We start from the raw sequence: 23,700 nt of genomic DNA on the forward strand, positions 1-23,700 counted from the left end.
TACGGGAAGCGGATCGGATCGAGGTGAGCCTACAGCTCCACCATTTCGAAATCGTCCTTGCGCGCACCGCATTCCGGGCAGGTCCAGTTCATCGGGATATCGTCCCATTTGGTGCCGGCCGCGATGCCATCTTCCGGCCAGCCGACGGCTTCGTCGTAGATCCAGCCGCAGATCAGGCACATGTACTTTTTCATGACTTTTCGAACGATTCCACTTTCAGGTAAACCAATCAATTTTAGGTGAATGGCGCTGAACCATCGCCGCTCATTAGAATCAAAGGTTGACCAAGACAAGACGGGGTGAGGCTGGTGGAGACCGCCGTACACGAAGCCACAACAGCCCAGGCAGCTACACCGCCCGCCGCACGGGGGCGCCTCAAACTTGGCGCCATCCTGCTCGCTCGTGGCAAGATCGATGAAGCCGAGCTGGATCGTGCGCTGCGCCTGCAGGCGGCTTCATCGCGCCCGGAAAAGCTCGGCAGTCTGCTGAGCACTCTCGGCATCGTTTCTGCCCGTGATGTGGCAATGGCCATTGCCGAGCAGGGCGGCGTTACCTATGTGGAAGCTTCCGCCTTCCCTGAAATTCCGATTCTCGAAGAGCGCATTTCTGCCCGCTTTCTGCGCGACGCGCGGGCGCTCCCGCTGGAGGAAGACGAGGATTCACTGACCATCGCCGTCGCCGATCCGTTCGACGATTTTGTGCGGCACTCATTCGAGTTGATCTCCAACCGCCAGATCCATCGAGTAGTGGCGATTGGCGCTGACATCGACGCTGCTATCGAACGCCTCTATGGCAGCGGTCGCACCGCAGTTGCCCAGCTCGCACAAGGCGATCTCGAAGCCCGCATCGATACCGATGCGCTGGGTGACGATGTCCAGCAGTTGAAGGACCTCGCGTCAGAGGCACCGGTCATCCGACTGGTGAGCCTGCTGATCACCAACGCGCTTGAGGCGCGGGCATCCGATATTCACGTCGAGCCGTTCGAGAACCGGCTGATCGTGCGCTACCGCATTGACGGCGTGCTGCACGAAATCGAGTCTCCGCCCAAGCGTCTCGCCGCGGCGGTGATCTCGCGCATCAAGATCATGGCGAATCTCGACATCGCCGAGCGCCGCTTGCCGCAGGACGGCCGCATCCGCCTGCGTATCCAGGGCAAGGACATCGACCTGCGCGTCTCGACGGTACCCACCATGCACGGCGAGAGCGTGGTGATGCGTATTCTCGACAAGGGCGGCGTTGCGCTGAACTTCGAAAAGCTCGGCTTCGCACCGGACATCCTCGCCAAATTCAAGGCGGCACTGGCGCAGCCGAATGGCATCCTGCTGGTGACCGGCCCGACCGGCTCCGGCAAGACGACCACGCTTTACACCGCGCTCGACGGCCTCAACCAGCCTGACGTGAAGATCCTCACCGTCGAGGATCCGGTCGAGTACCAGATGGCGGGGATCAACCAGATTCAGGTCAAGCCGCAGATCGACCTCACTTTCGCCAACGCGCTGCGCTCGATCGTCCGGCAAGACCCGGACATCATCATGATCGGCGAAATCCGCGACCTCGAAACCGCCGAGATCGCCGTGCAGGCGGCGCTGACTGGTCACCTCGTGCTCTCGACCTTGCACACCAACGACGCCCCGGCGACGGTGAGCCGTTTGCTCGACATGGGCGTCGACGACTACCTCCTAACGAGCACCCTTGTCGGCGTGCTGGCGCAACGCCTGGTGCGTACGCTGTGCACCAGCTGTCGCGAACCGCACACACTCGACGAAGCGACAGCAAAGGACATCGGCCTGCACCGGGTGACGCCGGAGCCTCGCCCTGTTGTCTACAAGGCGGTGGGCTGCGGGCAGTGCAGCCACACCGGTTTCACCGGGCGCGTCTGTATCGCCGAGATGATGCCGCTGACCGAGCCGATTCGTCGTCTCGTGATGGGCAAGGCCAATGCCAGTGAGCTGCGCAAGGCCGCGCTCACTGAAGGCATGCTGCCGATGTACGACGATGGTTTGCGCAAAGTGGCCGCAGGCGTGACGACGGTCGAAGAAGTGCTGCGCGCCACGCGCGAGGGCTAAGCGGTGGCACTGTTTGCTTTTGAGGCGGTACGCCAATCCGGCGAGCCAGTATCTGCGCAGGTGGAGGCCGCCACTGAGGCCGAAGCGGTGGAACGGGTGCGCGAGCAGGGTCTGATCCTGCTCAAGATTCAGACCGCCGCCTCCGCTGCAATCGCATCGCACCAGAAAAAGTCCGGCACATTCGGCCGGTTATTCGCCTCGCGCAAGATCACACGCGACCAGATCGTCAGCTTTACCCGCGATCTGGCCAACCTGATCGGTGCCGGGTTGCCGCTCGATCGCGCCTTTGAGCTGTTGGTCGGCCTTGCCGATACGGGACCGCAGGCAGCGCTGCTGCAGGACCTGCGCGACCGCGTGCGCGGTGGCAAGGCGCTGTCGCAAGCGCTGGCAGAGCATCCCAAGCACTTCGATCGCCTGTACGTGAACATGGTCCGCGCTGGCGAAGCAAGCGGAACGCTCGGGCCCGTGCTGGCGCGCATTTCGGAGTTTCAGGAACGTAGCGCCGAGCTGCGCTCCAGCGTGCAATCAGCGCTGCTTTACCCGATCGTGCTGGTTGGCGTGGCCGTTGTGGCGGTGCTGACCATGATCTTTTTCGTGGTGCCGAAGTTCGAGGCGACCTTCCGCCAGTTCGGCAAGGCATTGCCGCCTGCCACCGAGAATCTGCTAGCACTGTCGCACTGGCTGCGCGACGACGGCTGGATGCTGCTGATTGGTGTGGCGGCGCTGGTGATTCTGGTTCGCGGCCGCCTGCGTACGCCGCAGGGGCAGTTGAACTGGCACCGCCGCAAGCTCACGTTGCCGGTGATGGGGGATCTGTTCAGCAAGATCGAAGTGGCGCGTTTCGCCCGCACCCTGGGCACGCTTTTGGGCAACGGTGTCAGCCTGTTGCCAGCGCTCACTATCGTCAAGGACACCGTGGAGAATCGCGCGCTGGCCGGTTCGCTGGACGGTGTGCTGGCGCGGCTGAAGGCCGGGCAGGGCTTCGCACGACCGCTGATGGAGACGGGCCTTTACCCCAAGCTGGCGGTACACATGGTTGCCGTGGGTGAGGAAACGGGCCGTCTTGACAGCATGCTGATCAAGGTGGCGGACGTCTATGACCAGGAGGTCAACACCGCCCTCAAGCGGGCGCTGGGGCTGCTGGAGCCGGTGCTGATCCTGACTCTCGCGGTGGTCGTCGGCGGCATCATCTTCTCGCTGATGAGTGCGCTGCTGGGTCTAACGGAATTTAATGTCTAGCCGTTGGTCACAAAATATGGCGTGGCGCAGCGAAGTAGCGAGAACACCTTTTAAGCAAGATACCCATTTGATAAGGGCTTAAGCCCAACATTTTCGTTAAGTCGACTTTTGCCTAATTTGGCTATCTAGCCCTTTGCGAAAGCCGTTTTACGAGAAAGCTGATGGCAAAATGCCCTGAGCACCAGCAGTTTCCTCCCGATTTTCCTGTTAACACCCGCAGCATCGACACCGGAGATTTACATGAAAAACAACAAAACCCAGCGCGCGCAGCGCGGCTTCACGCTGATGGAGCTTCTCGCGGTCATCGTGATCATTGGCGTGCTCGCCGCCACGATCGGCAGCCGCTTCCTCGGTCAGACTGAAAAAGCCAAAGCGGGCGCTGCGAAGGCGGAGATGGGCCAGATCGTGCAGGCGCTTGATCTTTTCAAGCTTGAAGTAGGCCGTTACCCAAATGCACAGGAAGGTCTGGAAGCCTTGATCAAGAATCCGGGCAACTTGCCCAACTGGAGCGGGCCGTATTTCCGCAAGGACAACATCAAGGATCCGTGGAGCAACGACTATAAGTACACGGTTCCGGGGCCGAACAACACGCCGTTTGAGTTGAAGTCACTCGGCGCCGATGGCAAAGAGGGCGGCGAGAATGAAAACGCCGACATCGTCAAAAGCTGACCTTCTGCTGGTGTAGCGGACGAATCATGACTGTGGCCGGAAACTCGCCCGCCCTGAGCGGTGGCGAAGCACTCACGGCCGTCCAGCGCGACAACCGACGGCCGCGCAAGCACCACCTCCGCGTGGCCGGCTTCACCATGCTCGAGTTGCTGGTGGTCATCGTCCTGATCGGCGTGCTCGCCGCGATCTCGCCACCGATATTCTCCAATGGCGTCAGCGCTGCCGAGCATCGGGCGCTGGCGCGCAGCGTTGCGCAGACGTTGCGTTTCGCGCGCAGCGAGGCGGTCGCCAACCGCACCGACGTTGGCGTCGAATTCAACCTGCAGGACCGTACCTTCCAGTTGCCCGACGGCAAGCGCAAGGGCAAGTGGCCGGAGAACATCGCACTCGAATTGACGACCACGGCCGCTGAGACAGTGGATGAAAAGCGCGCCTACGTACGTTTCTACGCCGACGGTGGTTCGACCGGTGGGCGCGTCACGCTCAAGTACAAGGAGCGTGAGTACCGCATCGACATCAGCTGGCTGACCGGCCACATTGCGATTGAAGAGGCATGAACCGCACTTCGCAGCGCAAGGCTCGCGGCTTCACGCTGCTGGAGGTGATCGTCGCCGTGGTCATTGCAGCGTTGTGCCTGTCGGCCCTGGCGCAGGTGTTCGCCACTGGTGTCCGCGCCGCCGGCACGGCCAGTGACTACACGCGGGCGGTGACGCTGGCGCAATCGCTGCTCGCTGGTGCTGGAGTGGAAAAGGCGCTCGAAGACGGAGCGGAAGGCGGCACCACTGCAGATGGCAAGCTGGCCTGGACACTCACCGTTACGCAGGAGCCGACGGAAGACGCTGACGCGCTGGTGCGGCCGCCGCTGGAACTCAAGCGCGTCATTGCGCGGGTGAGCACCGTCGAGGCCGACGCCAGCGTTACGCGCCCACGTGTGGTGGAACTCAGTACCTTGCTGGCGGTGCCGAGGCCTACGCCATGATGGCCGCGCACCCAATCCTCCGACGCTCTCGCGGCTTCACGCTGATTGAGCTGCTCGCCGCGATTACCCTGCTCGCGCTGCTGACAGCGATCCTGATGGGGACTGTGCGCGGCGCCGAGCGCTCCACCTCGGCCGCCACCGAGGTCGGCGAGCGCACCGAGCAGTATTCGCGGACGCAGGCGTTTCTGCGTGAGCATCTGGCGGGTGTGCTGCCCATGCGGTGGCGTCGTGAAGTGGGGCAACCGCTCAAGTTCGCCGGCCGCGCCGACAGTCTTGTTTATCTGGCGCCGATCACTTCGCAAATTGCCACTGGCGGCGTCAACTGGTGGCAGTTGACGGTGGCGAAGTCGTCGGGTAACACGCCGCGCGGGCAGCTGGTGTTGCGCCGCGCCGCCCCTGATCCGGAAGAAAAGGTCGTGCCTGAGATCCCGGCCGCCGATGCCATCACGCTGGCCGACAACATTGAGTCGCTGACACTCGCTTACTTCGATCCGGGTGACGATCCGCTCAACAACCCCGATGCCGGCACCTGGCGCGACAGTTGGGACGAGAACGCGCGCATGCCGACCATGATCCGGGTGCGCGTGGTCGAGCAGGGTGGCCGCCAATGGCCCGATTTGACCGTCGCGCTCAAGCTGACGCAGGCGCTCGGCTGCAATTTCGACTTCCAGCGCCAGCGCTGCATCATCCAGGGCGTAGCCAATCGATGAAGCGGACGCGCCGAAATCGCGCAGGAGCAAAACAGGACGGCATCGCGCTGATACTGGTGCTCGGACTGGTCATCTTCCTGACCGTGGTTGCGCTCGCCTTCAGCGATAACCAGCGGGTCAGCACCCAGATTGCCAGCAATACGGTGCAAATCGCGAGGGCACAGGCCGCTGCCGATGGCGCCGTGCACCGCATGGTTTATGAGCTGGCCCGCCCGCGCCCGGTTGATGCCCAGGCCGCGCTGGCGCAATGGAAAGCTGACGGCGTGGTCCACCAATGGGCTGAAAACGGCTTGCAGATCGCCGTTTCGGCCAAAAGTGAGGCTGCTAAAATCGATTTGAACTTTGCCGCTGAGCCGCTACTCAAACAGGTATTCGTTTCGGGTGGCGCCAGCGAAGAAGAAGCCGATGCAATTGTTGCGGCCGTCAAGGACTGGACCGACGCTGACAATCTGAAACGGCCTAATGGGGCAGAAGCTGACGACTATCGTACCGCTGGCAGAAAAGTGCTGCCGGCGAACGACTTTTTCATCGCAATCGAGGAACTACAAAACGTGCTCGGCGTAAGCCCGAAACTTTACAACGCGGTTGCGCCCTTTTTGACCGTGAACGCGCGTTCGCCGGGTATCGACCCGCAGACCGCATCGATCAACGTCATGCGCCTGGTGCCGGGTATCGATGTGACGCAAGCACAGGCATGGATTGAGCAACGCGATCAGGCGTTGCGCGACGGTCTGACACCGCCACCGCTGCCGTTCAGCAGTCCTTACTTTGGCGGTGGACAGGCCGCCGTTCGCATCCGCGCTGACGTGGTGACGGCTGCCGGCGTTCGAGCGTCGCGCGAGGCAAGCGTGCGTCCGCAAGGGGTGCAACGCGGGCGGCCGCAGTTTTACCTGTGGCAGCGCGGCTGGCCAGCGGATGCGCTGCCGGTGAGCAATCCGGAATCCACCTCCGTTGAGGCTGTCCGTGGCTGACGTGCCAGGATCTTTGCCGGGTTCGCCGGCCGCCGTCAATCAGGCGGTTGGCGAGTTTCTGCGCTGGTGGAAGCAGCATCTGCTTGAGTGCGTGCCGGCATCCATGCGTGTCCGCATGGCGCAGGCGCGTCGTCCGGCTATGTGGTCAGCAACAGATGATCGCTTCTGGCCGCCTGCGGCGGGCATGAGCGACAGCAAACCGTTTTCGCACTCGGCGGCGGCCCAGCGAGGCAGCGGTGATGTCGCGCTGGTCGCTGGCGAATCCAACGGTTTCCGTCGCGACGTGGAACTCCCGCTGGCGGTGGAGTCTCGTCTGGCGCAGGTGCTCAGCTACGAAATTGACCGGCTTACCCCGCTGCGAGCGAGCGAGCTTTACTATGATTTCCGGGTCAAAAGCCGCAATCCTGCCGCCGGCGTGTGCACGGTCGAGTTGGCGGCGGCCCCGCGCTCACGTGTCGCGCCAATGCTGGAAACGGCGAGGCAGCGGAATCTGAACGTGACCCGACTGCTGTTGGCGCCCTCCGATGTCGATACATCGTTCGACCTGCTGGCAACCACGCGGACGGCTGATGAGGCGGCCGAGCGATACGGCTGGGTGAATCCGGCTTTGCTGGTTCTGTGCGCTTTGCTCGCGCTGGCTCTGGTGGTGGTACCGCTGTGGCAGATGCGGCAGCAAGTGATCGATTTGATGCCGGTTGAAACCAGTGCCCGCGCCGATGCCGAAATTGCCAGCGCCATGCAGCGTCAACTCGACAAGCAGATTACCGAGTACAACCTGCCGCTCGCCCGGAAGCACTCGTCGCCGCTGGCGATTCAGGTGCTTGACGATCTGAGCAAGCGTTTGCCGGAAGACACTTGGGCGCAATCGCTGGAAATCCGCTCGGTACCGAATCAGAAGACGCGCGAAATTGTTTTGCAAGGCGAGACCGGCAGCGGTGGCAAATTGCTGCAGATCGTTCAGGAGTCGCCGCTGATCAAGGATCCTGCGTTCAAGGCTGCGATGACGCGCGTTACCCCAACTGCGGAGCGGTTTCACATCGCTGGTGAACTGGTTGCCGCTGAACTTCCCAGGCAGCTACAACTCTCCGATGCCGCAGCGGTGACTACGGTTCCGGTTGCGCCAGCGCTGCCCGCAGGGGCGCCCGCAGCTGGCAAGAGCGCAGCTCCCGCTGCGGTTCCTCCGGCGGCTGGCAGTTCGCAGCCACCGGTCACGGCAGTAACCCCGCCGCCCGCAGCTCCCGCCGCGGCCGTTCCTGCTGCCGTGCCGGCAGCGGGCTCTGCTCCAGACTCACGCCGGCCGCCAGTGACGTCTCCCGCAGCACCGCCGACACCGCCCGCCCCGGAGAAGAAGCCATGACCTTGCCGACCGGCGTGCGCGGGCGCATGCTTGCTGCATTCCTGCTGCTCGTGGCTGCGCTGTTGGTCGTTGCTGCGGTCGCCGTGCCAGCTTATGTCCTGTATAACCGCTATGACGCCGCCCGCACTGCGGCGGAAGAACGAATTGACCGCTACCGAAGGGTGGCGGCATCGCGCGCGGACCATCAGCGTGCCCTTGAAGTACTCAAGGCACGCGAGTCGAGCCGGTTTTTCCTGAAAAACTCCGCGCCCAATCTCGGTGGCGCGGAATTGACCGACATCGTACGGCCTGCCCTCGAAAGCAGCGGTGCACGCCTGACCTCCATCCAGCCTGTTACCGTCAAGGACGAGGCCGGATTCCGCCTGTATTCACTCAATGTCGGATTCAATGCGACACCAGCCGCACTTCAAAAGACCCTCTACACCCTGGAAACTGCGGTTCCTTATCTGTTTCTTGAGAGCGTGACCCTTCGCGCTACCGTTCCACGCGGTTACAAACCACCGCCAAATCAGGAGCCGGAGGTTTCTGCACAGGTAGAAATTCAAGCCTATGGCCCCAAAGATCCGGCGCGCAATACGCGACAAACCGGCGGCGCGCCAGGAGCCCAGAAGTGAGCACTTCGCTGTTCAATTTGCGCAACGGCCTGATCGGATTGGCGATAGCGCTCGCAATTGGCCTTGGCTTCGAGACTGATTGGGGCGCGGGTTTGATGTCGCAGACGCCGACATCCCGCAGTGTCACCGGCAAGCACGATGTGGCCAGTGTGTTGCCCGACTTCCGCCTTGGTTCCGAGCCCGGCATGTACTCGCAAATCGTCGAGAAACCGCTACTCAATCCGTCGCGCAAGCCGGCACCCACACAAGCGGTTGCGGCGGCCACTGAGCCACCCAAACCGCAGATTCGGCGCGGCCTGTATCAGCTTGTCGGGGTTACCGACCTGGGCAGCGTGAAGATTGCACAAGTGCGCGAGGTTGCGTCCAATCGGATCAAGAGCGTACGCGAAGGTGATCAGTTGCAGGAATTGACGGTCAAAAAGGTGAGCGCGTCGCAATTGGTGCTGGCATTTCAAAGTGACACTGACGTCGTAGAGTTGCCCAAATTCACGGCGTCTGGTCGTGTGCCGCAGCCAGCGCCGCCACCAGCACCGCCCCCGCCAACGCCAGTGGCCGCCAGCACGCCTGCTGCCACGCCGCCGCCACAGCCGCAACCAGTTTCTGCGCCCATGGCAGCCGTCAACGCCGCTGGCGCACCTCCTGGCGAACGCAGTGCTGTGCTGTCTGCGACGCCATTGCCCAATGGCCAACCATACACCGCTGCGAATGCCGATGCTTTCATCGAAGCACGGCGTCGCGCCCGCTTCGGCCAATGAATCCGGAATCAGACGACAAGATGCAATCCGAACAAGGCGCTCCGACGTCCCACAAGTCCAATCACGCAACCAAAGCGCTTGGCAAAGTTCGCTGGTCGTTGGCATGTGGTGCAGTTGCCGCATTGTCATCGCTGTTGGCAGCGTGCGGCCAGGCGCCGACCAAGCCGGAAAGTACTGTCACAACCCTCGCCCCGCGTGTTGCCGCCAGCCAGCCCAAAGCTGCTGGTCTGGCGGACGCGGAGGCGGCGCGTGATCGTGAGGCAATTGAGGCCAGTCGCAAATCTGCATTGCAACCGTTCGTTTCGCTCGGATCGGGAGAGCTGGTGCGGCCGCCGCGGCGGGCATTGCCACAACCGGCCGACGCGGGCCCCCCGCTGAGTCTGAACTTCGAGAATGGTGATGTGCGGGAGCTGGTCAAGAACATCATCGTTGACACCTTCCAGGAAAACGTCATCATCGACCCACGGGTGACGGGCACGGTGACGATTCGGACACCCAAAGGCTTGGCGCGCAACGAATTGATCCCGGTGCTGGACACTTTGCTCCGCAGTGTCGGATTTGTGTTGCTCAAAGATGGCAGCACCTGGCGGGTACTACCCGCGGCAGAAGCCGTTCAGGGCACAACAACACCAAGACCCAACGTACGCAACATTGGTCCCGGTGCTGGTGTCGTGATTCTTCCGGTCAAATATGTCGGCGCCAAGGAATTGCAACGCCTGATTCAGCCGTTCGTCAAAACACCCGAGGCATCGATCCGGGTAGATGAAGTCCGCAATCTGCTGTTTCTGTTCGGAACGGAGAATGAGATCAGACATATGGTCGAGATCGCCGAGATGTTCGACGTCGATCTGCTCTCCGGCATGTCGTTCGTGATTTATCCGTTGCAGAGTGCAGAGGTCAAGTCGGTGGTTGCCGACTGGGAGCGCATTTTCCCGGCGGCATCCAATCCACTTGCAGGTCTTGTCCGCCTGATTCCGATCGAGCGCATGAATGCGCTGCTGGTGATTTCGCCGAATCCCGAAGTCATTCAGGAAGCGAAACGCATGCTCGAGAGGCTGGACAACGGTAACGACGCGGGTGGCGGGGCCAGGCTGTACGTCTACAACGTGCAGTACACCCAGGCCGAGAAGCTTCAAGCCACCCTGCAGCAGGCGATGAGTGGCCGCGCAGCTCCATCGCAGGCGAGCGTCGCCCCTGGGCAGACGCAATCAACACTGAGCGCACCGTTGTCGCCGATTCCCGGTCAGGGCCTTGTGACGCCGGGAAACCTCTCGAATCAAAGCGTTGCGGCGACACAGCCGATACGGCCAGTCGTTCCGGTAAGTGCGGGCAGCGCCAATCAGGCCGCTGCGCTTGCCAGAAATGCCACGGTGATTGCTGACAAGGACCGCAACGCACTATTGATCGTGGCGACGCCGTCGGAATACAGTGCCATTGAGTCGGCCATCAAAAAGCTGGACACCCCTCCAAAAATGATTGCGATTGAAGTGCAGATCGCTCAGGTAGCCCTGACCGGTGAGCTTCAGTTTGGAATCTCCGGAATGTTTAGCGGCAAGCCGGAGTCTCCGCTCAATCGTTTGACGTCAGAAGGCGGTGTCGGTGTTCTGGGCGCTGCAAGCGGATCATCGTCAAGCTCTTTTAGCTACACGTGGCAGGGGGCAGCGGCAAAAGCCATTCTGAGCACCTTGCAGACAAAGGGGCAATCGCGCACGATTGCCTCCCCGACACTTTTGACGCTGGACAACCAGAAGGTCAGCTTCACCAACGGCACTCAGATTTCCGTACAAACGCAAAGTACGGTCGCAACGACGACGACGACCGCGACCAATTCGTATCAGTACATAAACACGGGTTTGACGATCAACATTACACCTCGGGTCAGCGGCGACAATGTCTTCCTCGAGATTCAGCAGCAAAACAGTAACGCGCAGCCGCGAAACGATGGCAACCCAAATCCGGACATCATTCAGAATTCCCAGCAAACCACAGTGATGGTTGCGAACGGGGACACCATGTTGCTTGGTGGGCTCTTCCAGGACAACAGCAGCTTCGGTAGCTCCGGCCTACCTCTCGTTTCGACTATTCCAGTCGTCGGCGGACTGTTTGGAAACCAGGGCTGGAAGTCAAGCCGATCCGAGCTGGTGATGCTGGTGACGCCGCGCATCATGTCGACGGTTGCAGAGACCCGAGGGGTGGTTGATGAGCTCCGGGGCAAACTGCGCGCCCTGGAATCGTTTGTTCCCGAGGTGAACACCACCAACTTGCCGACCTCGGCTGACGGTCAGAAGGCGCGCAACAAATCGGAGTTAGGTGAGTACTCACGCTCGCTGCGAGTTCCAGTAGAGTTGCCCGTGCAGTAGTCAGTTACAAGCAATTAATATATTCAGTTGTTAACGGTGTCCACATATATGTTGCGAAATTACAACGAACCGGCTTTTGCTCGATCGCTTTCTGCGGGTTTGAACAGCGCCTCGTCTTGGCGCAGGGCCGTATGCGGGTCAGTTTTTTTTGCTTTGTTCGCTGGTCTGACGGGTTGCTCTACCGTGCCTAAACTTGCGGAGGACAGGGCGTTCTGGGAGGCTCGCGTTGCGGAGCGGGCCAAGGCGCGCTGGCAACTGGTCATTGAGAACAAGTACGCTGAGGCGTATCAGTTCTTCTCGGAGGCGTCTCGGCAGGGATTGACCGTCGAGACTTTTGAGCGTCAGATGCGGAGCGTTGGCGTGAAAAGCGTAACCGTCAAGTCGGTTCAATGCGGCGCCGAGCGGTGCCAGGCGAACCTTGAAACCGTGGTGGAATACGCCATACCGCGTATCGGCCGCCGCTCAATGCCACTCCCCGTTGACGAGGTGTGGGTTGTGAGCAACAAGGATGCGCACATTGTTCGCAGGTAGCTGGACACTGAATCGCGACTGGGGTATTATTTTCCCAGCAAAAGAATATGTATTGCTGTTGGTTCTAAAGTGATCACTCAAAAACTCAGACAGAGGAGTCAAATCTAACTATGATTACGTTCAAGCAAAAAGCACTGTTTTCCGCTATCGCGGGTGCAGGTGCTCTCGCTCTGACGGGTGCCGCCAATGCCGTGTACGTCAACCATGACGGTCTCGGCCAAGTGCTGGTTTATCCCTATTACACGGCCCGCGACGGCGTCGCGACGCTGTTGTCGGTGGTCAACACCACGAACAACGCTAAGATCGTTAAGGTTCGCTTCCTGGAAGGCAAGAACTCCCAAGAAGTATTGGACTTCAACTTGTTCCTCTCGCCGTTCGACGTGTGGACGGGCGCTGTTCTGCCAGCAGGCCAAGCTGCTGCAGACCTGCTGCCGGGCTACACTGCTCCGGGCCCGCTGGGCGGCGGCATGCTGGTAACTGGTGATCGTTCGTGTACCAACCCGAAGATCCCGGCTGTTGGCGCTGCTTTCCGTAACTTCCAGTACTCTGCGGATACGACGGTTGCTGCCAACCAGGCAATGGACCGCTCGATGGAAGGCTACGTCGAGATGATCGAAATGGCCGAAATCGTTTCGACTTCTTCGCTGTGGGCTGACGTCAAGCACACCAAAGCCAACAGCTGGACTCCGAGCTGCGCCCTCGTGTCGCACGCTTCCGTGTCGGCTAACGCGGCTGCATGGTTGACCGGTCCCCGTGGTGGTCTGTTCGGTGCCGGCACGCTCCTGAATGCGTCGGGTGGTACCAACACTGGTTACGATGCTACGGCGCTTAACGACTTCTGGTCGTCTGCCAGCACCTCCCAGTACACGCAACCGGGTTCGACGCTTCCCAGCTTGAACAGTGCCGATGGCCTGACGTCTATCGTTCAGAACGGTTCCAATGTTTACATCACGAACTGGGCAGCTTCGTCTTCCTCGCTGCGTGGCGCTGATGCGGTTTCGACCGTGATCATGCACTCCAAAGTGATGAACGAATACGCTCACACCGATGATGGCGTGGTTGGTACCGACTGGGTCATGACGATGCCGACGAAGCGTTTCTACGTGTTCCCGGCTCCGGTTCGTCGTCCGTTCCAGACCGCCTGGAACGGCCGTACGGCACGTGACGATTTCGGCGTAAGCGATACCGATCGTGAAGAGTTCATCTCCACGTCGATCACGACTGACGACTTCTCTCCGGGCCCGACTGGCACGGCAGCTGACTGCACGGCGACCACCAGCAGCCAAAGCAGCCAACCGCTCGTGACCGTTGCAGCATCGCTGTGCTACGAAGCCAACGTCCTTGGCTTCGGCAAGATCCAGTCGAGCGCGAAGTCGAACGTTCTCAGTTCCGCTAACTTCTTCAACCTCGTGAACGCTGCCCAAAACTCTGGCGCCGCAGTTCCGACGGTTGGCAAAGAAGGCGGTTGGGCTGCGATCACGTTCCCGACCATCGTTGGCAGCACGACTGCCCACATGCTGCCTGCTCCGTCTGGCGCAACGCAACTGATCAACCTCGCTGCTCCGAGCGCGCCGACGTCGTTGACCGAAGCCACCTACCTGGGTCTCCCGGTTATTGGTTTCGCGATCGTCCAAGCCAAGAAAGCTGGCGCAGGTGCTGATCGTTACGCCTCGTCGTACAACCACAAGTACCAAGTTGAAGTTCAGCTACCGCGTACGGCTCCTTAATTGGGCGGTTGGCCACACTAGTGTGGTTAAGAAAAAAAAAGCGGGCTCCGGCCCGCTTTTTTTTACCTTCGAAAATATGTGCGATAATGTGTACTAACGGGGGGCGAAGATATGCCAGTAATAGGAGATTTCCGAATGAGTAAACTTGTTCTCCGTGCGCTCGCCATCGTTGCGATCGCGGGGACGATGTCTGTGCCGACACAAGCACAGACCGCCAGCAACAATATCCCGGCTAACTGCACGCAGACCAGCAGCACGACGATTAGCTGTCAGTCAACGCTTACATTCACCGTGCCGGCCGGACTGATTACCCTGCAATCGCAGCCTACAGGCAGTGGATTTGCACTAACGTCCAGTGGTACCAGCGTCAATCCATCATGTACCGTCACGGCACCTTCGACGGCGGTACCCGGGACGACCCTGTCGCTCAGCGCCAGTTGTGCAACTTACACGCCGGGCTACACCTACCAGTGGACTGCTCCGTCCGTTGCGAACCCAACAAGCCAGACAATTAGCCCCGTCATGACGGTTGGTGGTTTGTCTTACTCGGTCAATGTTTGTTACGCTGATCAACTCACGCGTTGCAGCACTGTCACTGGGTCCATCGCGGCCGACTCCGGCACCGGCGTCACTATCCCGTCGAGTTGCTCAATCACCCCGCAGGGCCCTGTCGTCGCCAGCGGCGCATCGCTCAATCTGTCCGTCACTTGCCAAGGCGGCTCAGCTCCTACCACGTGGGCGTGGCGTAAGGACGGCAACCCTGTCGGATCGTCGTCGTCCTCGTTGACCGACATACCGTTCCCCACATCATCGCAAGCGACTTCTGCGGTCTATACGGTCGTGGTTTCAAACAGCGCAGGCGCTGCTGCCGTGACGCCATCAACGACCGCGACCAAGCAAACGTCGACGTCAATCGTGAATTACTGCCCGGTAGGTCAAGGCTATCCGAACTATGAATGGTTCACCTCGACTGCTCACAACACGACTGACATCCGCCCGCAATACGGCGACAACATCTACACCATCAAGTTCACCATCGCGTCCACTCAATCTACGGTTGGCCGTGCGCTGAGCACCTTGCCGAAGATCATCTTTGCAGAAGCTCCTGGTTCGCCGGCTGCCATCAAAGACATTCGGGTGTCCCAGAATCCCTGCGACTTCACCGGCACGGCGCAAGTCATTGGTACCGATGGACCTGATGGCTGGCGTTATATTTCGATAAACGATCCGAGCCGAGTCGGCTTCGGCTTCGCCAGCGTTACGACCGGCGTGTGGTACATCAACGTCCGCAATTCCGGTTGCTCGGGCGTTTGTGACACGCGTGTTGAGGCGCCTGGTGGTTTCAACTAATTAACGGCGACATTCGCCAAAAAGGGGGCTTCCGCCCCCTTTTTTTCGTCAGGAGTCCGGATGATCCTCTCAAGAAATATCTACACAGTAGTAACTCTGGCTGCGTTTGTTGGCATCGGCGCGGCCGCCGCTAACGCCCAGACCGTAGCCAGCTTCAAAGATGTCTCAATAACCGCAGACGAGATGCGTGTGTCGCTGCAGAACAGCGAAGGCACAAAGGACAAGCCGTCGTTCTCCAGCATCGACAATGCAAAGTCTGCGTCCAAGGCATTGCTCGCGCCTCGTTACCTGTTCTCAAACAACGCATCGGCTCTCGCCCTGACGCAAGCCGAGCAGCCAGTGTTCAACCTCGTCAGGGACCGTCGGTACCTCGAAGCGGTGCTTGAAATCGTTGAGCGCCGCGAGCGCGAGGCGGCAAAAGCCAGCCCGGCTCTTCTTGAGACCAGAGCCAAAGAAATCTACGACGCCGCACCCACAGGCTTCAAAGTGCCACCGAAGGTCAAGGTCGCGCATGTGCTGATCCGGCTTGGCGAACGCAGCCTTAAAGATGCATCAGTTCTTGCTGAACAGGTCGCTGCATTGGCACGAGGCGGTAACGCGTGGCAAACGATTGTGGACGCCTACAGCGACGACGACAAGTCAAAAGCTTCCGAGGGCGTTGTCGGCGACTTTTACGACAACAACTCGGACCACCCGATGGTGGTGGCAGCTTTTCGTACCAAAATCGAAAACGATATCGCCGACCCGGTAGTTTCGCGAAGCGGTGTGCATGTCGTGAAAATACTCAAACGTGAACCCGCGCGTCGTGCGTCCTTCGAAGAATCGAAGGAAAAGATCATTGAGGTTGTCCTCAATGATCGTATTCGCAGCGCAAAAGAGGCGTTTCTGGAATCAATAAAAGTTGACAACGGCGTAACGTACAACGAACAGTTGCTGGCAACCTTCGTCGAAAAGGCCGACACAAGTCAAGCTGACCGCTTGCGTGAAATCGCGCAACAGGTACGTGAGGGAAAGCTGGGGCCGGGCGCGGTGCCATTGTCGCCCCCCGCCAATGCAGCCACTCCGAAGGAGCCGGCAAAGTAAGCATGCTGATCAATGGAAGCGTTGCCAGAACAGTCAACGCTTCTGAATCAGGCTGTTACTCAGCCACGCTGTGACACCGGCCATCGCAGTTGGCGCGCGCTCAAGCCCCATTGCCTCTGGATGCGCGTCAATTGACTAATGTTCCACCCCCTGGTACGCCCGTCAACGGGCGTACCAGTCGCTTCGAATGGTTACGCCTGGTGTCTGCGTTGCTCGTCGTGGTTTGCCACTTTGCGGCGCTCTACGCAGCCGTTTTTCATGCGTTCGATGTTGATAGCGCGACGTTCAACTCGGCACCGTCGGCCGTCACGACCGCACTCACGGCGCTCTACTTCCAGTTCCACGGCGCGTACGTCTTCTTTGCCATCTCCGGGTTTGTCATCACCAGGCCGTGGTTCGCCTCAGCGCAAACGCCCGCAGCTACATCGTTCCTGGGGCGCCGGGCATTCCGGCTGTTGCCAGCAGCGACTGTTGCAATCATTGCAGTCGCGCATTTCGACTTCTATCAGCTCAACTTCAGGCAGGTTGACCTCGCCACGCTGCTGCAGAACCTTCTTTACCTGAACTGGTTGCCACCTTACGCTGCGCCGCCCATTCTCATCGTGACCTGGACACTGGCGGTAGAGTGGCTCTTCTACTTGGCGGCTCCATTTGTCGCTAGCGTTTTGGTCAGATTGCAGCGTCCTATATTGGCGGTGGTCGTTCTTGCAACCCTGCTGAGCATCGCGCTGCGCACAATTTCGCCCAACGCCTACGCATATCCGCTGTATTTCGCCGCCGGAATCGCCATCGCAATCTGGCGTAGCGTGCGCCAAGGTGGCACCGGCATCGACCGATCCCTGCTGCTACTGGTCGGCGGAGGCCTAGCAATACTGGCCGCCAGTCTCGTGTACGCCTCTCAGGCCCCGATCAGCTGGCGCCCGGTGCAATGGGCATGGCGGCCATTTGATACGTTTGTCGTGATGCACCTCGTGGGCACCGTCGCGCTATTGCTGTGGGCGAGCAACCCAGCATCAACCGACGCGGGTGAAAGAAAAATTTTGACCAAATTGCCGACTTTGACGTATTCGATCTACCTTTGGCATCTGCCAGCATGCATGCTGGTCTTCGCGGCCGTAGCCACCATCGCAGCGCCCGCTGCGAAAATGCCCGAACTCGCTCGTATGCCGATCCTGCTCGCGGTGGCAGTTTTGCTCACACTCGCGTTGTCGGTGCTCTCGTACCTGATTGCTGAACGTCCATACTTCCGGTGGAAGCAGCGCCAGTCACTCCCGATAACGCCTGCAGAAGCTGCGTGATTTCGCCGTTGTCTTGCAGCGAAGCATCTCCGCTGCCAGCTTCAAGCGATCGCAACAACGCATGAACGTCACCCGGCGCCGAGTTGACGCAAGCAACGACGCGATCAAATTGCAACGCAGCCTCCGCGCGCGAGTCCGCCACGGTCGATACCCAACGCGGCGCGGCAGCAGGCCCGGGGCCAACACCCAGTCGTGCGCAGACTGCCTTCGAAGCGTCCAGCCAGCGATCATCGAACACACCTTCCGAGGCATGCGCGACCTGTAGCGACACTGCTGCATGGGCCTTAAAGCCGGCGCGACTGGCTCGACACGTGAAGTCAATGTCGTAACCGTGAAATCCCGGGATCGGGTAAGCATCCCAGCGGATGGTGTCAACAACCCGGCGATGGCACGCCAGAAAAAAGCCATCGGCTACTGCTAACGGCATCCGTTCCACACCCAGCGACGCCCAGTACAGGTCGTATCGCCCGTCTGAACGTGGCACGGAGACACTACCGCGCAAAAAGTCCGGACCCGCGCTAAACCAGGCCGGACCGTCAAAGCGCGTAGCACCGGCAATCGCCAGCAAATCGCAATGCCCCAGTTCCTGGCGCAGCCTGCTTCCGAACTCAGGTGAAAGCAGTTCGACGTCATCGTGCATAAACACGAGCAGCTCACCCTTTGCCTGCTGAAATCCACGTTGGTAACCTTCGCACATTGATTGCGCGTCGGCGATGCGGATCAATTCGAAGCGGCCGCCGTCAAATGCCCGTTCGCACTCGGATACGCATCGTGCAAATACCGCATCGCGATGGCTGCAGACAACTACGGACAACAGTGAATCTGCCGTGGCGACACCGCCAATCTCCTGGCGGACAGTTGGCAACGGCATCGTGGCACTACTGTCCGGCCGCTGCAGCAATGGCAGCAAGCGGCCCATGCACTCCGCTCTGAGCTCCGGCAGCCCGCTGGCGAGCGCCAGCACCGCGCGCTGGACATCCGGCACATCGTGCAACCAGTCAGCCAGCAGCAGAGGCGACGAACGGTGCGCTCCACGCCGGGAGGCCAGCAGGAGATCGCAGCAGAGGACATACTTCGCTGGTGCCCGCTGGCCCAGACGTCGCAACGACACCGCAGCGTTGAACAGGCACACGGATTGCGCCGCCGATTGAATCATCGCTGGATTCAGGGCGGCGCGCAGGAAGCAAATGGCCGCATTGGCGTCGTCGCCCAGCCGCACGCTGGCCTGCCCGGACAGCTGCATGGTAGCTGCATATTCCGGCGCTCCAGGCGGACAATCTGACGCGGCACGGATCACGCCAGCAAAATCACCTGCCCGATACAGGGCTTGCAGTCCGCTGGCCGCAGCCGTCATTGCCCGACCATGGACCAATGTGGTACCGCTCAGTTGAGTGAAATCCGCTGTGTTACCGTGCCCGCGCGATCATGCCGCGCCTCCACCGTTACCGCCGCACCCGCCGGTGCGCGAACAATCCAGGAGAATCGCAGCCGGTCCTCAGTCGCATTGGCCCCGGGCCAGAATGACACCAGTGTGTGGTGGTTGTTGCGTCCTTCCAGTTGTCCGGACTCGATGCGAGCCTTGCCTTCGACCAGCGCTGCGCCGTCAGGCAACGTTATCTCCGCGACCACGCCACGCACGTACTTCTTCTTGCGGGTGAGCTTGCTGACATCGGTCGGCAGATAACCGGTGTTGTGCACACCAAAGTCGATGCGCCAGAGATCCCCGCCAAGTGAGGTCACCCTGGTGGAGTGGTGCTCCAGTTTGGGCGACATCAGCGCCTGGAAAACAATCCAGTCCGGGAATTTCTGAACTTCCTTTTCCATCAGATGCGGCGGCGGATTGCTGAAGGTGTGGAAGCGATTCCAGCCGCCAAGCTCAACCTTGCCGAGCTCCGGATGATCGTAGGGGTACCAGTCGACGTAGCCCTTGCCCTTGTGTGTCTCGTCGGTCCATTTCAGGAGCTTGAGATCGTCGTCGACCGGGTGATCGCGGAACCAGTCGATGAACTTGTAATCCTTGATGCCCGCCTCGCGCATCGGGCACCAGATCTCAACCACCCAGGCGTAGGAGCCGAGCTCGGTGTAGAGCCAATCCTGGGTGCCGGTGATGACCTCTTTGGGGTGGTACTTGAATTCATGAAAGACACTGATCGCCGGGTAGCCGGTCAACTCCTCGCCCTTCTTTCCCTGTGTCTGGAACACCCACAGGTCCTCGGGGGCCATCTCGTCGTCCGCTTTGGTTCCGAAGGGGCGCAGCAACACACCGCTCCATGTGTGGAAGAAAACGCCGCCGCAAATGTTGCGGTGCTTGTTGACGAACTCGACGCAAGCCCGCACTTCCGGCTCACTGGTCGGAAAATCTCCCGCGCCGAGCTGCTCGCTCTCCGGCCGCCATTCCTCGGGGAAATTGCGGTTGAGGTCGAGCCCGGTCTTGACGCGAGCGACTGGCAGATTGAATCCGTCGTAGGCCTTGATCCGGCCCTCGCTGACAATGCGGTAGTACTCGCCGCCGGTTTCAACCGGATCGCGCCGCACCATCAGGCGCGGCTCGCTGGCGTGCTTCTTCCACGGCCCATTGTCGTCGCGGAAGCGCATCATGAGAATGCGGCCATCGCCGTCGATGTCTTCTGGCTCCAGCCCTTCGATGGCGTCCTCGGCGTAGGGGTAAGGCCGGGTGGATGAACGGATGTACTTTGGCTTGTCGGCCATTGCCCACTCGGCGCCGTCCGGGTTGACGCGGGGGATGACGTAGAGCGTACGACTGTCAAGCAGGCGCGTGAGGTCGGCACGCTTGCCATAGCCGCTCAGCACGGTGTCGATCAGTTTCAGTGCGGCGACCGAGCCGGACAACTCCGTCGCGTGAATGTTGGCGTCGACATAAAACGCCGGCTTGCTAAGCGGTTCGCCAGTCGCATAGTTGGTCAGCGTCACGCACCAGATTGAACGCCCTTCGTGACTGCTGCCGATTGATGCCATGCGGGCGAGGCCAGGATGTGCATCGACAGCACTCCGCAGCAAGGTGGTCAGTTCTTCAAATTTGACGAAGCGATCGTAGGGAAACATGGAGCCAGCCGGTAGCGCAAAAGAGCATTCTGCCAAACGCGCAACACTGTGCCGCTCGCTCTGCGCACAATTGCGTACCGGCGCCAATCAGCACCAGCAACTTCTCAATCAACCCTTTATCAAACAAGGACTTGCGGCGAAAAATCCAGGAAGTCGACTTTTGTCATTTCCTGGTATCAAGCCCAGATCAAATAACAGCCTTCATAAAAAGCTGTAGGCGTCGGCCGCGCTGACCGGGATGCCATCACAATGACGAAATGAACTCGGCAATGGAGGCGAACACCGTCTCCCCCGACGCGTGCAAGACACTGGTGTCAGTCTGCTGCCGTGCAGCCATGAATTCGTGAGGTGAGCGCGCGACCTCAATGGCACGCTCGACGAACTGCGCCGGCGTGTCAACCGCCAGCGAGTCCAGGCCAGCCAGACGCAGCAGGCCGGTGCTTTGACGGCCGCGCAAGAACAGGCCGCTGCGGGTGACCACCGGTAGCGACTGCGAAAGCGCGTCAACCGTGGTGCTGCCGCCCCCGAATGGCCATGTATCCAGCGAAACCTGCATGTGGCGATGCAGGGCCAGAAAGTCTGCCCACGACAACCAGGGGAGGGTCAGCACCCGTTCGGCCATCGCAAGGCCGGCATCGGCGCAGCGGGCGGCCAGCATGTCGTCAAACGCCGCTGACGATACGCCGGCACTGCCATGCGGAAAGCGCACGATACGGGTGTTGCTGTCGCGCTGCAGCAGGGTGATGACCGCATCAACAAACGTGGGCGACCACTTCTGCAACTGCTGGCTGATCAGGCAGTAGCGCGGGCCTTCGGTGAGTCCGAAATCCGCCAAAGATCGGGGATTGACATCGGGCGGCGGTGCGATCCGGGTGCCCATGCCGGCCAGACGAACAACACGCTCCCTGTAGTGCGAGGTGGGAGACGAAACCTCAGCGGCGTCCGGGCTCAGGAAGTAGTCCATGCTCGGCAGCCCGGTGGTCAGCGGGTTGCCATAGCCGGCGCACTGAACCGGCGCGCAGCGAAGTGCTGCCGTCAGCAGCAGCAGGGGTGAGCCCTGCGGTTCCGGGAAGACCAGGGCATCAACTTCGTCGCGCAGGATGGTGTCGCGGACGGTCTGCCAGCGGTGAATTTCATCGACACCCAGATGTTGCAGTGGTGCCCGGTTGGCGAGCTTCGCGGTAACCTCGTCGCGCGGTCCGATGGCGTAGAGGCGCAAGTCAAAGCCGGCCGCCAGGAGTTCGTCGATCCAGGCGTTGAAGAAGCGCCCGGCGCTGCTCTCGTTGAGACGGTTGGAGACTATCCCGATGCGCTGGATACCACGGGCGCGGCCAGCAACCAGCGGCAGGCGCAACGGGGCCGCGACGGCTTCCACGAAATCGCCCCACGCGCTTTGTGCTTCGGTAATGTCGGCATCGTGATACGCGAGCAGAAAGGGGGTGGTGGTCAGGCAAAGCGCACGCTCATCGCCTCGCAACGGCGAATTCCGCGCCGCCACTGTCAGCGCACGAACGGCAGCGATCCACGCGCTCCGCCACGCCAGCGCCGAGGCATCGTCGCGGTAGAACGCCGGCAACATATTCAACTGGCGGACCGTCTCGGGCGCCAGCACGGGATCGCGGGCGAGGTGATGCAACTGTTCGAGCGCGCTGTCCGTTTGTTCCGGGAACTCACGAAGGAAAAACTCGCCAGCGGCAGCGGCCAGCGCTGCATCGTCCGGGCGCGCTGCCAGCAGGCGACGGAATGCAGTTTCGGCATCACCGCGTCGGCCCGCCATCGCGAGCAGCTCGGCATGTGCGCGGCCAACCGCCGTGTCCTGCTCGGTCAGCGCGGCGTAGGCCGCATGGAGGCGCAACGCTCGTTCGGGGTCGCTGCAACCAAGTGCGGACCGCAGGTAGATGATCCACCAGCTCGGCCGCGCCGCCGGAGAGGTAACGAGTGGCTCCAGGCGATCAATCGCCACCCGGTAGTGGCCAAGGTCGAAGGCTACCCGCGCGCACAAAATGCGCGTCGCGACGTCGGTTGCATCGGCAAGCCAGTGGTCGATGACACGTTGCGCCTCGTCCAGCTGGCGCATTTCGGCCAGGGCGATGGCAGCGCTGCGGGCGGCGGCGGGAGTGCGTTGCCCGTCGGCGGCACCGGTCCAGCAGGCAACCAGCTCAGGCAACTTTCGGGCGCGCAGCAGCGCGGCGAGGTGGACGTGCAGTTCGACGCCGCCAGGCGCTGAGGCGCCCGCGCTCATTGGGCGTTGGCCTCATACACGCCGGAACGGGTGCTCCCCCAGTACTGCCGCGCGTAGCACCGGTCAACGACACCAGAGTAGTGAACGCCCGAGTAGTGCTCGGGGTAGAACCAGAAGCTGGGATAAATGCGGATATAGCTATGCCCGCCGCGACCAATGACGCGAGTGAACGCGAGCGGTCCGGTCAGTTTCCACACCTCGATCGCCGGGCACTCGCGCAATCCCTCAGTGGCGAGAATGGTGTCGGTCATTGCTGCCATCAGCGGCGTGCCGGGCAGACAGCCTATGACACCATTGGCAATCATGCCCGGGCGTACATACTCGTTTTCGTGCGCTGCAAAGGCACGATTGCTGAGCAGATCGTCGCTCAGGGCGGCGACGCACTCGGCGTCGGCATCAATGTAGACGCCGCCAAACCGGTGCAGCAATTCATAGCGCAGGATGTCTGCCTTGCCAGCCAGATGAGGCATGGCGTCGAATGCTGCCTGCGCCCGCAGTGGCGGCAGGTTGGCCTCGGTCCAGAGCCGGTACTCCCAGTCCGGATGCTTTTGCTGCCACGAACTCATCCAGCGCGCGGGCCGCCGTGCCTGATCGCCCAGCCAGATCTGGTGGATGACCTTCGGGATGCGGACCGTCGCGGGAATGTCGTTAGCGTTCACGATGTCGGGACTTGCAAGGGACGCAGA

Annotated in this window: 21 protein-coding genes; 16 read left to right on the forward strand and 5 right to left on the reverse strand. The window is 61.0% G+C overall.

Annotated elements, in window-relative coordinates:
* Window positions 1-29: 29 nt before the first annotated feature.
* Entirely contained in the window at window positions 30-194 is a 165-nt protein-coding gene (locus FKL89_RS02910) for a rubredoxin (protein WP_156861222.1), read from the reverse strand.
* A gap of 114 nt (window positions 195-308) precedes the next feature.
* On the opposite strand from FKL89_RS02910, the gene gspE reads away from it, so the two are divergent.
* The 16 genes from gspE (at window position 309) to FKL89_RS02990 (ending at window position 17,709) form a co-directional block, all read left to right on the forward strand.
* Entirely contained in the window at window positions 309-2,066 is a 1,758-nt protein-coding gene (gspE, locus tag FKL89_RS02915) for a type II secretion system ATPase GspE (protein ID WP_156861223.1), read from the forward strand.
* A 3-nt stretch (window positions 2,067-2,069) separates the two neighbouring features.
* On the forward strand, window positions 2,070-3,305 hold the full coding sequence (locus FKL89_RS02920; RefSeq protein ID WP_156861224.1) for a type II secretion system F family protein: 1,236 nt from the start codon (window positions 2,070-2,072) through the stop codon (window positions 3,303-3,305).
* 240 nt (window positions 3,306-3,545) lie between these two features.
* Complete coding sequence (gene gspG / locus FKL89_RS02925; RefSeq protein ID WP_156861225.1) at window positions 3,546-3,974, forward strand: type II secretion system major pseudopilin GspG; 429 nt, start codon at window positions 3,546-3,548, stop codon at window positions 3,972-3,974.
* Window positions 3,975-4,000: 26 nt separating this feature from the next.
* A complete protein-coding gene (locus tag FKL89_RS02930; protein ID WP_156861226.1) occupies window positions 4,001-4,531 on the forward strand; it encodes a GspH/FimT family pseudopilin in 531 nt (176 codons plus the stop codon).
* Complete coding sequence (locus FKL89_RS02935; RefSeq protein ID WP_156861227.1) at window positions 4,528-4,953, forward strand: type IV pilus modification PilV family protein; 426 nt, start codon at window positions 4,528-4,530, stop codon at window positions 4,951-4,953. Before FKL89_RS02930 ends, FKL89_RS02935 begins: the two co-directional genes overlap by 4 nt.
* The gene (locus FKL89_RS02940) at window positions 4,950-5,663 is read left to right on the forward strand and encodes a prepilin-type N-terminal cleavage/methylation domain-containing protein (RefSeq protein ID WP_156861228.1); all 714 of its coding nucleotides are present in this window, start codon (window positions 4,950-4,952) and stop codon (window positions 5,661-5,663) included. Before FKL89_RS02935 ends, FKL89_RS02940 begins: the two co-directional genes overlap by 4 nt.
* Entirely contained in the window at window positions 5,660-6,634 is a 975-nt protein-coding gene (locus FKL89_RS02945) for a type II secretion system minor pseudopilin (RefSeq protein ID WP_162527372.1), read from the forward strand. The genes FKL89_RS02940 and FKL89_RS02945 overlap by 4 nt, the downstream gene beginning before the upstream one ends.
* Window positions 6,627-7,991: a PilN domain-containing protein gene (locus tag FKL89_RS02950; protein WP_156861230.1), complete on the forward strand. Its 1,365-nt coding sequence runs from the start codon at window positions 6,627-6,629 to the stop codon at window positions 7,989-7,991. Before FKL89_RS02945 ends, FKL89_RS02950 begins: the two co-directional genes overlap by 8 nt.
* Window positions 7,988-8,605 (forward strand): type II secretion system protein GspM, encoded by a 618-nt coding sequence (gene gspM, locus FKL89_RS02955; protein WP_156861231.1) that lies wholly within the window; start codon window positions 7,988-7,990, stop codon window positions 8,603-8,605. The genes FKL89_RS02950 and gspM overlap by 4 nt, the downstream gene beginning before the upstream one ends.
* A complete protein-coding gene (locus FKL89_RS02960) occupies window positions 8,602-9,360 on the forward strand; it encodes a hypothetical protein (RefSeq protein ID WP_156861232.1) in 759 nt (252 codons plus the stop codon). The genes gspM and FKL89_RS02960 overlap by 4 nt, the downstream gene beginning before the upstream one ends.
* Window positions 9,357-11,720 carry a type II secretion system secretin GspD gene (gene gspD, locus FKL89_RS02965; protein WP_156861233.1) on the forward strand — a complete coding sequence of 788 codons (2,364 nt, stop codon included), beginning with the start codon at window positions 9,357-9,359 and terminating at the stop codon, window positions 11,718-11,720. The genes FKL89_RS02960 and gspD overlap by 4 nt, the downstream gene beginning before the upstream one ends.
* Before the next feature lie 183 nt (window positions 11,721-11,903).
* A complete protein-coding gene (locus tag FKL89_RS02970; protein WP_156861234.1) occupies window positions 11,904-12,251 on the forward strand; it encodes a hypothetical protein in 348 nt (115 codons plus the stop codon).
* Window positions 12,252-12,361: 110 nt separating this feature from the next.
* Window positions 12,362-13,978, forward strand: a complete 1,617-nt coding sequence (locus FKL89_RS02975) for a hypothetical protein (protein WP_156861235.1) — start codon at window positions 12,362-12,364, stop codon at window positions 13,976-13,978.
* A gap of 186 nt (window positions 13,979-14,164) precedes the next feature.
* A complete protein-coding gene (locus FKL89_RS02980) occupies window positions 14,165-15,328 on the forward strand; it encodes a hypothetical protein (RefSeq protein WP_156861236.1) in 1,164 nt (387 codons plus the stop codon).
* Window positions 15,329-15,388: 60 nt separating this feature from the next.
* Window positions 15,389-16,411 carry a peptidylprolyl isomerase gene (locus FKL89_RS02985; protein WP_156861237.1) on the forward strand — a complete coding sequence of 341 codons (1,023 nt, stop codon included), beginning with the start codon at window positions 15,389-15,391 and terminating at the stop codon, window positions 16,409-16,411.
* A gap of 200 nt (window positions 16,412-16,611) precedes the next feature.
* Window positions 16,612-17,709 carry an acyltransferase family protein gene (locus tag FKL89_RS02990; protein WP_238363470.1) on the forward strand — a complete coding sequence of 366 codons (1,098 nt, stop codon included), beginning with the start codon at window positions 16,612-16,614 and terminating at the stop codon, window positions 17,707-17,709.
* Here FKL89_RS02990 and FKL89_RS02995 read toward each other — a convergent pair.
* The 4 genes from FKL89_RS02995 to FKL89_RS03010 form a co-directional block, all read right to left on the reverse strand.
* Complete coding sequence (locus FKL89_RS02995; RefSeq protein ID WP_238363645.1) at window positions 17,606-18,694, reverse strand: glycosyltransferase; 1,089 nt, start codon at window positions 18,692-18,694, stop codon at window positions 17,606-17,608. The genes FKL89_RS02990 and FKL89_RS02995 overlap by 104 nt on opposite strands.
* Window positions 18,695-19,092: 398 nt before the next feature.
* Entirely contained in the window at window positions 19,093-20,772 is a 1,680-nt protein-coding gene (locus FKL89_RS03000; RefSeq protein ID WP_156861240.1) for a M14 family metallopeptidase, read from the reverse strand.
* A gap of 244 nt (window positions 20,773-21,016) precedes the next feature.
* Complete coding sequence (locus tag FKL89_RS03005; protein WP_156861241.1) at window positions 21,017-23,014, reverse strand: tetratricopeptide repeat protein; 1,998 nt, start codon at window positions 23,012-23,014, stop codon at window positions 21,017-21,019.
* On the reverse strand, window positions 23,011-23,673 hold the full coding sequence (locus FKL89_RS03010; RefSeq protein WP_162527374.1) for a glycosyltransferase family 32 protein: 663 nt from the start codon (window positions 23,671-23,673) through the stop codon (window positions 23,011-23,013). Before FKL89_RS03010 ends, FKL89_RS03005 begins: the two co-directional genes overlap by 4 nt.
* Window positions 23,674-23,700: the final 27 nt, after the last annotated feature.

Origin of the sequence: Casimicrobium huifangae (assembly GCF_009746125.1) — a bacterium.
Taxonomy (GTDB): Bacteria; Pseudomonadota; Gammaproteobacteria; order Burkholderiales; family Casimicrobiaceae; genus Casimicrobium; species Casimicrobium huifangae.

Bases quoted from the DNA above. Each gene is read 5' to 3' on its own strand.
- FKL89_RS02985 (WP_156861237.1), top strand. From the start codon at position 15,389: ATGATCCTCTCAAGAAATATCTACACAGTAGTAACTCTGGCTGCGTTT.
- FKL89_RS03000 (WP_156861240.1), bottom strand. From the start codon at position 20,772: ATGTTTCCCTACGATCGCTTCGTCAAATTTGAAGAACTGACCACCTTG.
- FKL89_RS02930 (WP_156861226.1), top strand. From the start codon at position 4,001: ATGACTGTGGCCGGAAACTCGCCCGCCCTGAGCGGTGGCGAAGCACTC.
- FKL89_RS03005 (WP_156861241.1), bottom strand. From the start codon at position 23,014: ATGAGCGCGGGCGCCTCAGCGCCTGGCGGCGTCGAACTGCACGTCCAC.
- FKL89_RS02975 (WP_156861235.1), top strand. From the start codon at position 12,362: ATGATTACGTTCAAGCAAAAAGCACTGTTTTCCGCTATCGCGGGTGCA.
- FKL89_RS02940 (WP_156861228.1), top strand. From the start codon at position 4,950: ATGATGGCCGCGCACCCAATCCTCCGACGCTCTCGCGGCTTCACGCTG.
- gspD (WP_156861233.1), top strand. From the start codon at position 9,357: ATGAATCCGGAATCAGACGACAAGATGCAATCCGAACAAGGCGCTCCG.
- FKL89_RS02910 (WP_156861222.1), bottom strand. From the start codon at position 194: ATGAAAAAGTACATGTGCCTGATCTGCGGCTGGATCTACGACGAAGCC.
- gspM (WP_156861231.1), top strand. From the start codon at position 7,988: ATGACCTTGCCGACCGGCGTGCGCGGGCGCATGCTTGCTGCATTCCTG.
- FKL89_RS02945 (WP_162527372.1), top strand. From the start codon at position 5,660: ATGAAGCGGACGCGCCGAAATCGCGCAGGAGCAAAACAGGACGGCATC.
- gspG (WP_156861225.1), top strand. From the start codon at position 3,546: ATGAAAAACAACAAAACCCAGCGCGCGCAGCGCGGCTTCACGCTGATG.
- FKL89_RS02935 (WP_156861227.1), top strand. From the start codon at position 4,528: ATGAACCGCACTTCGCAGCGCAAGGCTCGCGGCTTCACGCTGCTGGAG.
- FKL89_RS02980 (WP_156861236.1), top strand. From the start codon at position 14,165: ATGTCTGTGCCGACACAAGCACAGACCGCCAGCAACAATATCCCGGCT.